Genomic DNA, 14464 nt, shown 5'->3' on the forward strand with positions numbered 1-14464 from the left:
GGTGAAGACAGAGGACGATCATCAATGCGGCAACGCGCGGCACTTTGGGTACAGGTGCGGGTTGTTCTCAAGGCGACACGTCTGCAAGACTTCTGTTTGGCCTGAGAGCCGATAGTCTGCACACACCCCATCTGACCCAAAAGGTACAACCATGCATCGGTTGCGCAAAGTGATCCTGAGCTTTTCCACCCGCAGCTTTCTGCTCGGGCTTTCATTCTTTGCCGCGTCACTGACGCCCTCGCTCATCCCACGGGGGGCCACCGAGCAAGGCATCCTTGGCGGGGTGGTGATCGCAATAGGCTATCTGTTGGGGCAAACCCTCAGCCTAATCTGGCAGGCGGCAGACCTACCGCGGCTGCAAGGGCGAGTCGGAAAGACGTTTGATCTGCTGTTGGCGCTCGGCGTGGTGGCTCTGACGGGATGGATATTGGTCTATAGTCTGGAATGGCAGAACGAGCTGCGACAGAAAATGTCTATGGTGCCCGTAGAGGGGCGGCATCTTATTCAGCTTTCAGGGCTGACCACGCTGACGTTTCTGATACTCTATGGGCTTGGCGCGTTGATAGCGGCGCTGTTTCACTGGGTGCGGGGCAGGTTCTATCGCGTGATGCCACCAAGACGGGCCAATGTGCTTGGCGTGCTCACGGTGGCGGCCATTTTGTTTGTGGTGACGCGGGATGGGATTTTTGATCGGGTCGTGGCGTCGCTGGATCAGAGTTACGAGACGGCGCAAGAATTGTTTGATGTGGCTCCGCCCCTGCCCCACTTGGATTTTCAGTCCGGGTCAACAACCTCACTGATCGATTGGGCCGCGATGGGACAGCCCGGACGGGACTTTGTGTTAAGTGGGCCGGATGCCAAGGCGATTTCAGCTTTCACCGGCAAACCCGCACAAGAGCCGTTGCGTGTTTATGTGGGGCGGGCCAATGGCGAGACCCCGCGGGAGCGCGCGGAACTGGCCTTGGCGGAACTGATCCGCGTCAATGCCTTTGAGCGGGAGGTGCTGATTGTCACCAGCCCCACCGGCACCGGCTGGATGGATCCGGGCTCCCATGACCCGGTGGAATATATGCATGGGGGCGATATCGCGACGGTCAGTGTGCAGTATTCTTATCTACAGTCACCGCTGGCGCTGATCCTGGAAACCCGCACGGGATTGGATCAAGCCACGGCCCTGCTCGAAGTGGTGCATGAGTATTGGTCCGGGTTGCCAAAAGACAGCCGCCCTCGTCTCTACGCCCACGGGCTCAGCCTTGGAGCGTGGTCGTCGATGTATGCCACCAATCTGTTCCGTCTGCTGGACGACCCAATCAATGGGGCGTTTTGGGCCGGGCCGCCGTTCCCGTCGCGGTTCTGGCAGAGCATTCAGATCGCGCGCAACACCGACAGCCCTTGGGTGTTGCCAGAAATTGGGCGCGGCACACTGGTGCGCTACGCCAATCATGTTCACGATGCCTCAGAGGCTCCGCGCCCCTGGGGTGGGATGCGGATTGCGTTTTTGCAATATTCCAGCGACCCGATTGTGTTTTATGACCCCCGATCGCTTTGGCGTGCGCCGCCGTGGATGAACGATCCCCCGGCTGAGGATGTCTCCCGCCACCTGGTGTTCATTCCGATTGTGACCCAGTTCCAACTGGCGCTGGATATGGCGTTGTCGTTTGGGGCGCCTCCCGGCCATGGCCATGCCTATTATGCGCGGGATTACATTTCGCCTTGGGCAGAGGTGACGGCCCCAAAAGGGTGGACACGGCAAGACACACAGCGGCTGCGCGCACATTGTGATCTGGGAGTGGAGCTTGGCTGTCGCAACAAGTGAGGGCAAGGAGGCTTACGCCGCTTGGCGTTTCGCGGGATGTGCGGCGCGCTTCTTTGGCAGTTTGCGGATCGCAATCAGGCCAAGCACCACCGCGAGGTAGATGTAAGGCTCATATTCAAAGCCTTTGGTCTGCATGATGTAGTGCACGCCCCCCAGCGCCACGGCGAGATAGGTCAGCTTGTGTAACTTTCGCCAGCGTGGGCCAAGGTTGCGGATCGACAGGTTATTTGAGGTGATCGCCAACGGCAGCAGGATCAGCAGAGAGATCATGCCGACAATGATGTAGGGGCGTTTGATCAGGTCAGCTTTGACCTGGCTGATGATCTGCACGTCCAGAACCATCCACACCAGAAAGTGCAGCAAGATGTAGAAGAAGGCGATCACGCCCAGCGCGCGGCGCCAGCTGAGAACGTTGAGCTTGGTGAACCGGCGCAGCGGGGTGATCAGAAGGACGGCAATCAGCACCTGCAGGCCCGCCTTGCCCAGCGCGTGCTCCATGGCTTTCACGGGATCAACACCCAAGCCGCCGGTGAAGCCCGCATAGAGCAGCCATGCGGGATAGGCTGCGCCGATCAAGTAGAGCAGCCAGTTGGGCACTTTGCGAACCAGAGTATTGAGCGTGTTGATCATCATCCGCCTTTGCAGCAGCTGTCACCCGCTTGGATCGGAGGGCATGGCACGTCGCCATAAGAACAGAACACACAGCAATCCCCAGCTTTGGGACGCAGCACTTTGGCGCAGCCCGGGCACTCCAGAAAAAACTGGCAGGAGTCCGTGGGCATCTCAAACATCTGCGTGTGGGCGCAGTGCGGGCAGGTCAGCGTGGAGGTGAGGCGTGTTTCAGTCATCAGATCAATAGTTCTTGCGCAGGTCCATGCCATCATAGAGGCTTGCGACCTCTTTCTCATAGCCATTGAATTTCAGAGTTGGGATGCGTTTGGCAAAGAAGCCGCCGCCGATGGGGCGTTCTGAGGCTTGTGACCAGCGGGGATGATCGACCTCTGGGTTCACGTTTGAGTAAAAGCCGTATTCGCCCGGGATGGATTTGTTCCAGCTGGTGGGCGGCTCTTTGTCTGTGAGCGTGATGCGCACGATGGATTTGATCGATTTGAAGCCATACTTCCACGGCACCACCAAACGGATCGGTGCGCCGTTTTGTTTGGGCATGTCTTTGCCGTAGATGCCGGTGGCCATCAGGGTCAGCGGATGGTTGGCCTCGTCCAGGCGCAGGCCTTCGACATAAGGCCACTCCAGGAACGGCGACTTCTGCCCAATCATTTCGTCAGGGCGGTACAGCGTTTCAAACGCCACATATTTGGCGGAGGACTGCACACCGGCGAGGTCCAGCAGATCTTTCAGTTCAAAGCCGTTCCACGGCACCACCATCGACCAGGCCTCGACACAGCGGAAGCGGTAGAGGCGCTCTTCGATGGTCATTTTGGAGAGGATGTCGCCAAGCGCGTAGTCGCCCGGACGATCCACCATGCCATCGATCTTGATCGACCATGGCTGGGTGGTCAGGCGGTGGGCGTGTTTGGCGGGATCTTCCTTGCCGGTGCCGAACTCATAGAAGTTATTATACTGCGTGATGACATCAAAATCGGTGGGCGTGAGATCGGTGGCAGCGCGTGCTTTGGGCGCGAGGGCAGCGAGGCCAAGACCGGCCATGCCGGTCATCAGTTGGCGGCGGTTCAAGTAGGCGGACTTCGGGGTCACGTCGTCATGGGTGAGGTCATTGGTCCAGCGGTGCGCCATGCGGGGTCTCTCCTATTGCGTTGAGATCGTGATAGCGCAGGTCTGGGGCGTGACGCCACACACAGGGGGTCACGATGGTGTGGGGCAATTGTAACGTTTGACGTGCCTGTCCGGGGCAAACCATGGGGGCCAGCCCCCACACCCCCGAGGTATTTACAGAAAGAGAAAGCCCAGGAAGCTACATTGCGCCGGGGCGAGGGAAGACTTCGTTCATCGGTACCGAGCGGCCATTGGGTTGCACCAGACGCACGTGGCGGCGGCGCAGTTTGCGAGGTTCGCTCACGCCCACGGAATGGGCAATGACCTCGACCTCTTTCACCAAGGCCTGGGCATAACGGGCCACGCGGGGGGCCTTGCGGTCGACCACCAAACCTTTTTGAAAGCGCGGGTCGTGGGTGGTGATGCCGGTGGGACAGGTGTTTTTGTTGCACTTCAGTGCCTGAATGCAGCCCAGCGCAAACATGAAACCGCGGGCAGAGGTGACAAAATCTGCGCCAGCCGCCAGCGCCCAGGCGATGTCGCCGGGATTAACCAGTTTTCCGGACGCAATCAGACGGATGCGGTCTTGCAGCTGGAATTCTTCGCGCAGGTCAGCCACCAAAGGCAGCGCCTCGCGCACGGGCATGCCCACCAGATCCATCAGCGGCATCGGGGCCGCGCCTGTTCCACCTTCGCCACCGTCAATGGTGATGAAATCCGGCGCCATGTCAGCACCACGCCGGACAATGGTTTCAAACAGCTCCCGCATGCTGCTTTCTGCGCCCACCACAGTTTTGATGCCAACGGGTTTGCCAGTGACCTCGCGGATATGTGCGAGGAAGTCCAAGAGGTGGTCAAAGTTGTCGATCTCGCGGTGGCGGTTGGGGGAGATGCCGTCCTGGCCAACCTGCAGGCCGCGGATTTTGGCAATCTCCTCGGTGACCTTTTCGCCCGGCAGGATGCCACCTTTGCCGGGTTTGGCGCCCTGGGCCATTTTCACCTCAAACATGCGGATTTTGTCGTGACCGGAAATCTCGCGCAGTTTGTCGTCGTCCAGCCCGCCTTCGGCATTGCGCACGCCAAATTTGGCGGTGCCAATTTGGTAGACCAGATCGCAGCCACCTTCGTAGTGAAACGGGCTGACGCCACCTTCGCCGGTGTTGAGCCACACACCCGCCTGCGCCGCGCCATGGCTCAGCGCCTGAATGGCGGGTTTGGACAAGGCGCCGTAGCTCATGCCGGAGATATTGAAAAACGACGGTGCCAGATACGGCGTACGCGTGGTGGGGCCAATCAACAGCGGCTCGGACTTGGCATATTCATCGTCCAACGGCGGGAACGGGTCGTTCACAAAGATCGGCGTGCCCGGCACGTTGAGATTACGGGTGGAGCCAAAGGCAATGGTGTTGGACTTGCCCTCCCCGGCCCGCCCTACCCATTCGCGTTGGGCGCGGTTGAACGGTAATTCCTCGCGGTCCATGGCAAAGAAATATTGACGGAAGAATTCGCCCAACTCAGAAAACAAATGCCGGAAGCGCCCGATGACCGGGTAATTGCGCCGGATGGCATCTTCGGTCTGTCTGCGGTCGATGACAAAGAGTATGAGCGCGACCATCACCAGGAGCGCAAAGATCACCACAAATGTCAGGCCTAGAAAATTGACCACATCAAAGGCTGTTTCCATTGTGCTTTCCATGACTGGCTCCCTTGTGGCGCGTTCGACTTAAAGTGGAGCGTCCAAGTCAGAAGGGCAAGTCACGAATACCACGTAAAATTGTACAGCTCGAAACACGCCTCCCCGGACCACTTGTTGCCTGAAATGCACCCAAGCAGCCGAGACCTCAAGCGTCCGGCATTTATCTGAAAATCAAGCCGTGATATAACAACTCGCAGAGCGCTGGGGCGTATTTTTTTGCTTATTGTTTTGTGAGGACTTCTCCGTGAACCAAGATATCACTACAATTATCGAATCCGATCATGATGTCCGACAATCGGAAGTCGACCGTCGCCACGCCGACAATGTGTTTGATGCCCACTTAAGACGCCAAATGGCTCAAGACATGGCACCGGAATTGATTGTGCCTGAAACCTTGGGTATCGCGGGACCGTTTTCATCTGAGATTGAAGGGATAGCTGATGTCGTTGCTCAGGGGCACGATGCATTAAAAAACAGCAGCGAGACCAACGGATTAAAAAACAGACTAATCCCGAACAAAGCGTACGCAGACCCTGGAATCGTTGAAAGCCCTTTGTTTCAACTGGCCCTAAACCCCATCCTACTTGCCTCGGTGTCACGTTATCTTGGGTTTGTGCCAATACTGGCAACTGCCGATTATTGGTACAATCCCAACTCAAAAACCACTGATGGTAAACAGCAAGGATACCCAACCTCGCTTTACCATCTAGATTGGGCTGACAATCGCATTCTAAAGGTGTTTGTGCATTGCTCCGATATCACACAAAAAAACGGTCCGCTGAATTTAATCGACGCCACGGCGTCTCAACAAATACTCACCTCTATCGACTACCGGTTCCCTCGGCGACGCAACACCAGCGACGATCCCAAGACAACCAATGGGATTTACGTGAGCGACAGTTTTGTTCAGTCTAACGCCGCTCCCGAGATCGAAACCCATAGCCTAGTCGGTGAATCTGGCACAGTCTTTTTGGCTGACACTTCTCGGTGTTTTCATTATGGCGGCCGCAACATTGAAACCGGAAATCCACGCCTGCTGGGAGTGCTTCAATACCTCCGGCCAGGAGCACTGAAACTGGCTAGAAAACATGATGATATCGCACCTTTCCATCATTTGGCCCGTGCATCAATGTCACCTCTTGAACGATTGGTGCTTGGCACCAGCGCTGAGTGATCTCACCCATGATTTCGAAACAGAAGAAGTTTGTCTTTGTTCACATTCAAAAGACCGCTGGAAATTCCATTCAGCGGGCGCTGGAACCCTTTGGTGAAGACGCCATCGTGGAAAACCCGAAACAGCGAAAGCACAATGCAGAACTCGGGGCCATCAACCGCTTTGGGATCAAAGGAGCCTATATCAATGTTGGCAAACATGCAAAGCTGTCGCAGATCCACCAGCACTGGAATACTGAGGCGCTGGGAGACTGGAACCAATATTTGAAGTTCACATGTGTGCGCAATACTTGGGATCGGTTGGTCTCTTTATACTTTTCGCCACACTTTGGGCGCACGAAGTTTGACGCGCAGGACTTCCACCGCTTCATCGAGGACACCGCCAGTATGAGCCAATCAGCCTTTGTGATGGTTGATAGTCGGCTGGGTATTGATCGTTTTCTTAGGTTTGAGCATTTGGCGGAGGATTTTGGGGAGTTGTGTGCGCAATTGGGCATCCAGGCCACGCTGCCACACCTAAACCAAAGCGTCCATGCGGCCTACGCGCAATACTACGACCCGGAAGCCCGGAAACTGGTCGAAGACCTCTATGCGGAGGAAATTGAACAGTTTGGCTTTAAGTTCCAAAGCTAAAAGCTAGCCCATAAGAAGGAGAGGCGGGAACACCCCCGCCTCTCTAAAGTCTTTTCCTAATGCACGACGGCGTCATCCGGTTTTGGATTGTCGCTGCTGCCGACCCGATCGCCTATCAGAAGACCTTCGGCTCCAGCACTGACAGGCACGGTGTCGCCATCCTTGATGTCCCCGGCCAGCAAAGCCTCGGCCAGCGGGTTCTGCAACGCACGTTGCATCACGCGTTTCAGTGGCCGGGCACCAAAGACCGGATCATAGCCCTCATCAGCCAGCCACTTTTTGGCACCGTCATCCAGCTCCAGGCCGATTTTGCGACCGACAAGGCGCTTTTTCAGCAGGGCAAGTTGGATGTCGACAATGCCGTCCATGTCGCGACGTGCCAGTCGGTCAAAGATGATGGTCTCATCCAGACGGTTGAGGAACTCTGGCCGGAAATGCGCGCGCACGGCGTCCATCACATCCCGACGGGCATCCGCAGCATCCGCACCTTCGGGCAATTGGCTCAACGCTTGGGCCCCAAGGTTGGACGTCAGGATGATCAGCGTTTGTTTGAAGTCCACGGTGCGGCCTTGGCCGTCGGTTAGTACGCCATCGTCAAGCACCTGCAGCAGCACGTTGAACACATCCGGGTGCGCCTTTTCGACCTCATCAAACAGCACCACCTGGTAGGGGCGACGGCGCACGGCTTCGGTGAGCACACCACCTTCGTCATAGCCGACATAGCCGGGAGGCGCGCCAATCAGACGGGCCACCGCGTGTTTCTCCATGAACTCAGACATGTCGATGCGCACCATCGCATTGTCATCATCAAACAGGAACTCAGCCACGGCTTTGGTGAGCTCGGTTTTGCCCACGCCGGTTGGCCCCAAGAAGAGGAAACTGCCCAGTGGGCGGCTCTCATCATTCAGACCCGCGCGGGCGCGGCGAACCGCGTTGGACAGTGCAGTCACGGCGGAGTGCTGGCCAATCACGCGACGGTGTAGATCATCCTCCATGCGCAGGAGTTTTTCGCGGTCGCCTTCGAGCATTTTTGAGGTTGGGATACCGGTCCAACGCTCAACCACTTGCGCGATCTGTTCTGGGCGCACGGCTTCCTCAATGGTCATCTCGCCTTCAGCGTTTTCCGCCGCGTCGAGCTTTTTCTCCAGATCCGGGATCACGCCATAGCTGAGCTCCCCCGCGCGCGCGAGGTTGCCTTCACGTTTGGCGATGTCGAGATCAGCGCGTGCTTGATCGAGCGCTTCTTTGATGTCGCGCGCACCGGCCATTTTGTCCCGACCAGCCTGCCATTTGGCGGTCATCTCAGAAGAGCGATCCTGCAAATCCGCGAGGTCCTTTTGCAAGGTTTCCAAACGGTCCTTAGAGGCCGCATCATCCTCACGCTTGAGTGCCTCTTCCTCGATCTGCAATTGCAATATCTGACGGTCCAGCGCGTCGAGCTCTTCAGGTTTGCTGTCCACTTCCATGCGCAGGCGGGAGGCGGCTTCGTCCACAAGGTCGATGGCTTTGTCCGGCAAGAAGCGGTCGGTGATGTAGCGGTGGCTCAAAGTGGAGGCGGCTACCAATGCGGCATCCGAAATGCGCACACCATGGTGCAGCTCGTACTTTTCTTTGATGCCGCGCAAGATGGAGATGGTGTCCTCCACGGTGGGTTCTTCCACCACAACCGGCTGGAACCGACGGGCCAGGGCCGCGTCTTTCTCCACGTATTTGCGATATTCGTCCAGCGTTGTTGCGCCGATGCAGTGCAGCTCACCGCGTGCAAGGGCCGGTTTGATCAGGTTGGCCGCATCCATCGCGCCCTCAGATTTGCCTGCGCCAACCAGCGTGTGCATCTCGTCAATGAAAAGCAGGATTTCACCCGCTGCTTCGGTGACTTCGGTCAGAACGGCTTTGAGGCGTTCCTCAAACTCACCCCGGTATTTTGCGCCAGCAATCAGTGCGCCCATGTCAAGCGCCAGCAGTTTCTTGTTGCGCAAGGATTCAGGCACGTCACCGTTTACGATGCGCAGGGCCATGCCCTCGGCAATCGCGGTTTTACCCACGCCCGGTTCGCCAATCAGCACGGGGTTGTTTTTGGTGCGACGGCTCAGCACCTGCATGGCGCGACGGATTTCGTCGTCCCGGCCAATGATTGGATCAATTTTGCCTTCACTGGCACGTTCGGTCAGGTCCTGGGCGTATTTTTTCAGCGCGTCATAACCATCTTCGGCAGAGGCGCTGTCTGCGGTGCGGCCTTTGCGGATGTCATTGATTGCTGTGTTGAGCGTTTGGGCAGAGACATTGCCCCCGTCCAGCGCGTCTTTGGCTTTGGATTTCACCATGACCAGCGCCATCAGAATGCGCTCGACCGGGACAAAGCTGTCACCTGCCTTTTTGGCAAGTGCTTCGGCCTCCGCCAGCACTTTGGCGGTCTTGTTGTCCATATACGGCTGACCGGTGTCGCCGGACACTTGCGGCAGCTTATCAACCGCCGTGTCCACAGCCTCACGCACCATTTGTGGCGCGCCGCCAGCACGGGTGATCAAGTTGGCCGCCAGCCCCTGATCATCGTCCATCAATGCTTTTAGAATGTGCTCGGGCACCAGCCGCTGGTGGTTTTCCCGCATCGCAATGGTCTGCGCAGCCTGAATAAAACCGCGGGACCGTTCCGTGAACTTGCTCAAGTCCATGGCTATCTCTCCTTCTTATAAGCGCCCGGTTCAGATGTGGCGCCCGCTTTGCGGCACGCCCCGATTGTGGGCCTCAAGCATGATGTGGGCAACAGCGTGAAATGAATCAAGATGTCACACCAGGAAAAACGAGTGCTTTGGGAGGGTTGCACAAGTCAGTGCGAAAATGGTGCGAAAATTCCCCTAATTTGAGACAAATTTCGCCCTATTTCAGAATCACAATGCTTGAAAGAGCAGACAAGAAAGGGCCGCACCATGCATGTGACCGAGATTCAGATTTCCAACCCAACCTACCGCCAGACATTGGGCGAGCTGTCCGCTGTGGTCAGTTTAAGCGATGACTCCCGAGATGTTCGCCTGCATTGCGCTGTCCCCGCTGAGAACGAGCGCCCCAAAGGCGCGGGCCGTTTGGCGTTGATCAAAGAAGCGCTGCGTCAGCTGAGCCGCATGCCAGAAATCCGCGCCGGTCGCGAAGAGCTGTCTTTTGCACCGGGTGTCTATCCAAGCGAAGGCTAACTGGACGGGCCAGCTGTCTTTGGACAGACTGGTCCCATGGCAAAATTAGAAGATATCCGCATGCGCTCCACGTGGCGCGACATGCTTGAAGGTCAGCCCCAGCATTTGGGGCTGATTGTGTTTTTGTGGCTTGGCGCAACAGCTCTGTTGGTGGCCTCGCCTGGCGGACATCGGTTTCTGGGCCTCACGGCGCAGACCTGGGCGGTTACCAGCATCGGCCTGGCAATCCTGCATCAAGTGATTGTGGCGTTTATCTTTCGCGCAGAACTACACCGCAATCTGGTCACCCGCCTACATGGCGACGCGGATCTGTCCATCTGGACACGGATGTTTTTGCCTCTTTTAGCGGCGCGACCGATCACCATCCTGATCACAGGGCTGGCGGATGATGTGCCCATTGGAACTCCGCACTGGCTCAACATTGGGTTAGGGCTCCTCTTTGTCGCAATTGCGATCTACGGCATGCATTCGGTGCTGACATATTTCACCATCCGTCGTGCCGTGGGTGGGGATCATTTCCGCGAAGAGATCGCCGCCTTGCCCTTGGTCAAAGACGGCATCTTCAAATACACCTCCAACGCCATGTACGGACCGATCTTTCTGGGCCTTTGGGGCATCGCGCTGTTGTGTGACAGCTGGAACGCCTTGGTCGTTGCCGCGTTTCAGCATGTTTACATTTGGGTGCATTACTACTGCACCGAAAAGCCCGACATGGAGTGGATCTACGGCAACCGCTAAGCCTTGCGGCACAGGGCGCACGGCGTTAGAAGGCAGACGTTTGCTTTGCCCCTAGATAGCCCGGAGATACCGCCATGACCGCTGATGACCGTCTGATTGTTGCCCTCGACGTCCCAAACATGTTGCACGGCCAAGAGCTTGTTGACCAAATTGGTGATGCGGTGAGCTTCTACAAAATTGGCTTGGGTATGTTGACCGGTGGTGGTCTGGCGTTGGCCAATGAGCTGAAGCAAGAATATGGCAAGCGCATTTTTCTCGATATGAAACTGTTTGATATTGGCGCAACCGTGGAAGCAGCTGTGCGTGGCTTGGCGCAGTTTGATCTCGACTTCCTGACCGTTCATGGCGATCCCCATGTGGTGGCAGCAGCGAAACAAGGCGCGGCGGGTAGCAACCTTAAGATCCTCGGCGTGACCGTGCTGACCTCACTCGATCGCGGTGATCTGGACAACTGTCTGATCAAAGACGGTGCCATTCCGGATCTGGTGGTCGAGCGCGCGGGCAAGGCGTTTGAGGCCGGTGCGGACGGCGTGATTGCCTCCCCACAAGAAGCGGCCATGATCCGGGCGTTGCCGGAAGCTGAGGGCCGTTTGATTGTGACGCCAGGTGTGCGCCCCACGGGCGCCGCCTTGGGGGATCAAAAACGCGTTGCCACTCCGGCCAGTGCGATCAAAGACGGAGCAGACCACATTGTGGTGGGCCGTCCGGTCTGGACCGCAGACGATCCACGGGCAGCCGCACAGGCCATTGTGAGTGAGTTGGCCGTGCTTTAAGCGCAGGCAGCCATTGGCAGCGTGAAGTTATTCGGGTTTTCCGGATGCGTGTCGGCGAGGAAATCGGCGAGACGGGTCTGGAAATGCGGGATGCCTTTGGCGTGGGTGAGATACTCACGGGGCGACATCAGCTTGATACGCTGACCTTCATCGCCAAGCACAATGTGCTGTTCCATCTCCGCTGGCAGTTGCGCCGCAAAGAACCAGGTAAAGTGATTCTGTCGCTGGTAACGACGCGCCCAGATCACGTCGTGTTCTGACAGGGTCAGGCCAATTTCTTCTTCGGTTTCACGCAACGCGCAAGTCAGCGCAGCCTCGTCGCCTTCACGACCGCCCCCGGGGAAATCCCAATAGTCTGGCCAAGGAATGGTAGGAATGTCATCGCGCAGCACCGACACCAGCTTATCCCCGACAAACACAATCAGCTTGGAGCCGCGATAGGCCCTGTCAGGGAAGTTTGGGAATGCTATAGTCATTGTCTCATCCAAACGAAGTGGTCCAATGCCAGCAGTATGCCGCGATTGTCTTAACGAATTGGAAACCACAAAAAGGTGTCCAGAGTGTGGCAGCCTGCGTGTGACCTCTCATCCGGAGCTGTTTGAGCTGTCTATTGCGCATATGGATTGCGATGCGTTTTATGCAAGTGTCGAGAAGCGCGATAACCCGGAGTTGGTCGACAAACCGGTTATTATTGGCGGGGGCAAACGGGGGGTGGTGTCCACTGCCTGTTATGTGGCCCGCATTCGCGGAGTGCGCTCTGCGATGCCGATGTTTCAAGCGCTGAAGCTATGCCCCGACGCGGTGGTGATCAAACCACGAATGGAGGCTTATGTTGAGGTCAGCCGCGCCATCCGGGCGATGATGGACGAGATGACGCCGGTGATTGAACCACTGTCGCTGGATGAAGCGTTTCTGGACATGACCGGCACCGCCAAGCTGCATGGCGCGCCGCCTGCGGTGATGTTGGCGCGGCTCACAAAACGTATGAAAGACGAGCTGGGCGTGACCGGCTCGGTGGGGCTGAGCCACAACAAGTTTCTGGCCAAAGTCGCCAGTGATCTGGACAAGCCACGCGGGTTTTCGGTGATTGGCAAAGTCGAGACCAATGATTTTCTGCGCGACAAGCCGGTGCGGATGATCTGGGGCATTGGGCCGGTGGCACAGGAGAATTTGGAGCGGGCGGGCATTCGCACGTTCACCGACCTATTGCGTTGGGATCAGCAGGACCTGATCGCGCGGTTTGGCAACACCGGCTATCGGCTCTGGCATCTGGCGCGGGGATTGGACAAGCGCAAGATTTCGGCCCATGCGCCGATGAAAAGTATCAGTAACGAGACAACGTTTTTTGAGGACACCGCCAACACGGACATTCTGGACGGGCATTTGTGGCGACTCTCAGAGAAGGTCAGCGATCGCGCCAAGGCCAAGGATTTGGCCGGGCGTGTGGTGACGTTAAAGCTCAAACGCGCCAACTTCTCTAGCATTAGCCGGCGCGTCAGTCTGCGGGATGCGACCCAGATGGCGGACGCCCTTTATCGCACCGCACGCGGGTTGTTTGATCAGGTGGGGGACGAGGGGCCGTATCGGTTAATCGGCGTGGGACTCGCGGATTTGGTACCGGCGACACAAGCGGATTTGTCTGGCGACTTACTCGACCCGGATGCGACGCAGCGCGCAAAGGCAGAGCGCGCCACAGATGCCATTCGCGAGCGGTTTGGCTCTGATGCCATCCTCAAGGGGCGGGCAATGCGTTAGCCCATGCCCTCGGGCCAGCGGCGTGGGTATTGCGAGATGCAGAGCAGCACATCCGCGCCGGGCACCACTTTGCGCACATCCGCAATCATGGAGAGATTAAGCGTGTCGACCTCTTGCGGTGTGATCGCTTGTTTTGGGTTGTAGTAAACGCTGACGGTGTAGGTGCGGCCCAGTTTCACCACGGACATGTCTGTGACCTCGCCCGACAGATCTGCCACCGAGGCGCGTAAGGCGCGGCGGGCTTTGGCGATGATCTCAGGCTGTGCGGTGACGCCAAGCAATTCGCCCAACCCGCCACCAAGATCGCGCAGCACCTGGCGCACGGCCACCAGACAGAGGAAGAACACCACGATGCTGTCACCGATGGGGGCAATCGGCGCAAGGAAGCTGTCACCAAAGGCGTAAATCATGCCCAGACCCAGCGCGGTGGCGACCGTCATGAAGCCGTCGATGGCGGCGGCTTTGCTCTCCAGCTTGAGGATATCGCTGACCCCGCCGGTTTTCTTCCAGGTGTGGCGATGCACGCCCCAAAGGCCAAAACAGGTGGCGCTGATCACGATGAAGTAAATCAGCATGGGTTCGTAGTTGAGCGTCGGGATAGCCTCGCCCCGGATGTAGTTGAGAATGTTCATCACTGCCGATCCGCAGGCAAAAAGGATCAAACCGATCAGAGACAAAGACCGGAAGGTGACAAACACCGCCTCATCCGCAGCGTAGCCCAGAGGCCGAAAGCGGTCCGGCGCGGCGTCGATGTTTTTGCTGATCTTCCGACCAATAAAGGCAGAGGTGAACCCAATCAGAGAGAACATGCCGTCCATCATGATCGCGGTGGAGTTGGACAAGATCGCGGCCAAGACCCCTGCCCCGCCCATAAACAAGCTGCCCGCCATAGCGATGGAGAGCGCCCGCATTTCGCGGGCTTTGATGGTTTGGGTGTCCATGTCGGATCCTCGCACGT

The 14464-nt window shown here is 57.6% G+C and carries 14 protein-coding genes; 7 read left to right on the forward strand and 7 right to left on the reverse strand.

The features are described 5' to 3' along the window. The first annotated feature begins 151 nt into the window (after positions 1-151). Positions 152-1816 carry an alpha/beta-hydrolase family protein gene (locus QZ517_RS04345; protein ID WP_294222692.1) on the forward strand — a complete coding sequence of 555 codons (1665 nt, stop codon included), beginning with the start codon at positions 152-154 and terminating at the stop codon, positions 1814-1816. 12 nt (positions 1817-1828) lie between these two features. Here QZ517_RS04345 and msrQ read toward each other — a convergent pair whose 3' ends face one another. The 4 genes from msrQ to QZ517_RS04365 form a co-directional block, all read right to left on the reverse strand. Beyond that, the gene (msrQ, locus tag QZ517_RS04350) at positions 1829-2449 is read right to left on the reverse strand and encodes a protein-methionine-sulfoxide reductase heme-binding subunit MsrQ (protein WP_294222695.1); all 621 of its coding nucleotides are present in this window, start codon (positions 2447-2449) and stop codon (positions 1829-1831) included. Continuing rightward, a complete protein-coding gene (locus tag QZ517_RS04355) occupies positions 2446-2664 on the reverse strand; it encodes a GDCCVxC domain-containing (seleno)protein (RefSeq protein WP_294222697.1) in 219 nt (72 codons plus the stop codon). Before QZ517_RS04355 ends, msrQ begins: the two co-directional genes overlap by 4 nt. Positions 2665-2668: 4 nt before the next feature. Further along, entirely contained in the window at positions 2669-3571 is a 903-nt protein-coding gene (gene msrP / locus QZ517_RS04360; protein WP_294222701.1) for a protein-methionine-sulfoxide reductase catalytic subunit MsrP, read from the reverse strand. Between the two features lie 178 nt (positions 3572-3749). Further along, a complete protein-coding gene (locus tag QZ517_RS04365) occupies positions 3750-5165 on the reverse strand; it encodes an FMN-binding glutamate synthase family protein (RefSeq protein ID WP_294222870.1) in 1416 nt (471 codons plus the stop codon). A 325-nt stretch (positions 5166-5490) separates the two neighbouring features. Between QZ517_RS04365 and QZ517_RS04370 the strand changes: the two genes are divergently transcribed. Both QZ517_RS04370 and QZ517_RS04375 read left to right on the forward strand, forming a co-directional pair. Further along, positions 5491-6420 carry a hypothetical protein gene (locus QZ517_RS04370; RefSeq protein ID WP_294222704.1) on the forward strand — a complete coding sequence of 310 codons (930 nt, stop codon included), beginning with the start codon at positions 5491-5493 and terminating at the stop codon, positions 6418-6420. 8 nt (positions 6421-6428) lie between these two features. After that, positions 6429-7052, forward strand: a complete 624-nt coding sequence (locus tag QZ517_RS04375; RefSeq protein ID WP_294222706.1) for a sulfotransferase family 2 domain-containing protein — start codon at positions 6429-6431, stop codon at positions 7050-7052. A gap of 56 nt (positions 7053-7108) precedes the next feature. Here QZ517_RS04375 and clpB read toward each other — a convergent pair whose 3' ends face one another. Then, on the reverse strand, positions 7109-9724 hold the full coding sequence (clpB, locus tag QZ517_RS04380; RefSeq protein WP_294222708.1) for an ATP-dependent chaperone ClpB: 2616 nt from the start codon (positions 9722-9724) through the stop codon (positions 7109-7111). Between the two features lie 255 nt (positions 9725-9979). Here clpB and QZ517_RS04385 point away from each other — a divergent pair, with 255 nt between their 5' ends. From QZ517_RS04385 to pyrF, 3 genes are all read left to right on the forward strand, one after another. Then, the gene (locus QZ517_RS04385; RefSeq protein WP_294222711.1) at positions 9980-10240 is read left to right on the forward strand and encodes a hypothetical protein; all 261 of its coding nucleotides are present in this window, start codon (positions 9980-9982) and stop codon (positions 10238-10240) included. A 36-nt stretch (positions 10241-10276) separates the two neighbouring features. Beyond that, the gene (locus QZ517_RS04390) at positions 10277-10978 is read left to right on the forward strand and encodes a methyltransferase (RefSeq protein ID WP_294222712.1); all 702 of its coding nucleotides are present in this window, start codon (positions 10277-10279) and stop codon (positions 10976-10978) included. A 74-nt stretch (positions 10979-11052) separates the two neighbouring features. After that, positions 11053-11751, forward strand: a complete 699-nt coding sequence (gene pyrF / locus QZ517_RS04395; protein ID WP_294222715.1) for an orotidine-5'-phosphate decarboxylase — start codon at positions 11053-11055, stop codon at positions 11749-11751. Here pyrF and QZ517_RS04400 read toward each other — a convergent pair. Next, positions 11748-12227, reverse strand: a complete 480-nt coding sequence (locus tag QZ517_RS04400) for an NUDIX hydrolase (protein WP_294222720.1) — start codon at positions 12225-12227, stop codon at positions 11748-11750. The two genes, pyrF and QZ517_RS04400, sit on opposite strands and share 4 nt — an antisense overlap. A 25-nt stretch (positions 12228-12252) precedes the next feature. Here QZ517_RS04400 and QZ517_RS04405 point away from each other — a divergent pair, with 25 nt between their 5' ends. After that, entirely contained in the window at positions 12253-13506 is a 1254-nt protein-coding gene (locus QZ517_RS04405; protein ID WP_294222722.1) for a DNA polymerase IV, read from the forward strand. On the opposite strand, the gene QZ517_RS04410 is transcribed toward QZ517_RS04405, so the two are convergent. Beyond that, a complete protein-coding gene (locus QZ517_RS04410; RefSeq protein WP_294222725.1) occupies positions 13503-14447 on the reverse strand; it encodes a cation transporter in 945 nt (314 codons plus the stop codon). The genes QZ517_RS04405 and QZ517_RS04410 overlap by 4 nt on opposite strands. Between the last annotated feature and the right edge of the window lie 17 nt (positions 14448-14464).

Source organism: uncultured Shimia sp., from assembly GCF_913054185.1.
Classification (GTDB): Bacteria; Pseudomonadota; Alphaproteobacteria; order Rhodobacterales; family Rhodobacteraceae; genus Shimia.

What these genes read in the sequence shown, in the direction of transcription:
- QZ517_RS04345 (WP_294222692.1), top strand. Translation starts at nt 152, where the DNA reads ATGCATCGGTTGCGCAAAGTGATCCTGAGCTTTTCCACCCGCAGCTTT.
- msrQ (WP_294222695.1), bottom strand. Translation starts at nt 2,449, where the DNA reads ATGATGATCAACACGCTCAATACTCTGGTTCGCAAAGTGCCCAACTGG.
- QZ517_RS04355 (WP_294222697.1), bottom strand. Translation starts at nt 2,664, where the DNA reads ATGACTGAAACACGCCTCACCTCCACGCTGACCTGCCCGCACTGCGCC.
- msrP (WP_294222701.1), bottom strand. Translation starts at nt 3,571, where the DNA reads ATGGCGCACCGCTGGACCAATGACCTCACCCATGACGACGTGACCCCG.
- QZ517_RS04365 (WP_294222870.1), bottom strand. Translation starts at nt 5,165, where the DNA reads ATGGTCGCGCTCATACTCTTTGTCATCGACCGCAGACAGACCGAAGAT.
- QZ517_RS04375 (WP_294222706.1), top strand. Translation starts at nt 6,429, where the DNA reads ATGATTTCGAAACAGAAGAAGTTTGTCTTTGTTCACATTCAAAAGACC.
- clpB (WP_294222708.1), bottom strand. Translation starts at nt 9,724, where the DNA reads ATGGACTTGAGCAAGTTCACGGAACGGTCCCGCGGTTTTATTCAGGCT.
- QZ517_RS04385 (WP_294222711.1), top strand. Translation starts at nt 9,980, where the DNA reads ATGCATGTGACCGAGATTCAGATTTCCAACCCAACCTACCGCCAGACA.
- QZ517_RS04390 (WP_294222712.1), top strand. Translation starts at nt 10,277, where the DNA reads ATGGCAAAATTAGAAGATATCCGCATGCGCTCCACGTGGCGCGACATG.
- pyrF (WP_294222715.1), top strand. Translation starts at nt 11,053, where the DNA reads ATGACCGCTGATGACCGTCTGATTGTTGCCCTCGACGTCCCAAACATG.
- QZ517_RS04400 (WP_294222720.1), bottom strand. Translation starts at nt 12,227, where the DNA reads ATGACTATAGCATTCCCAAACTTCCCTGACAGGGCCTATCGCGGCTCC.
- QZ517_RS04405 (WP_294222722.1), top strand. Translation starts at nt 12,253, where the DNA reads ATGCCAGCAGTATGCCGCGATTGTCTTAACGAATTGGAAACCACAAAA.
- QZ517_RS04410 (WP_294222725.1), bottom strand. Translation starts at nt 14,447, where the DNA reads ATGGACACCCAAACCATCAAAGCCCGCGAAATGCGGGCGCTCTCCATC.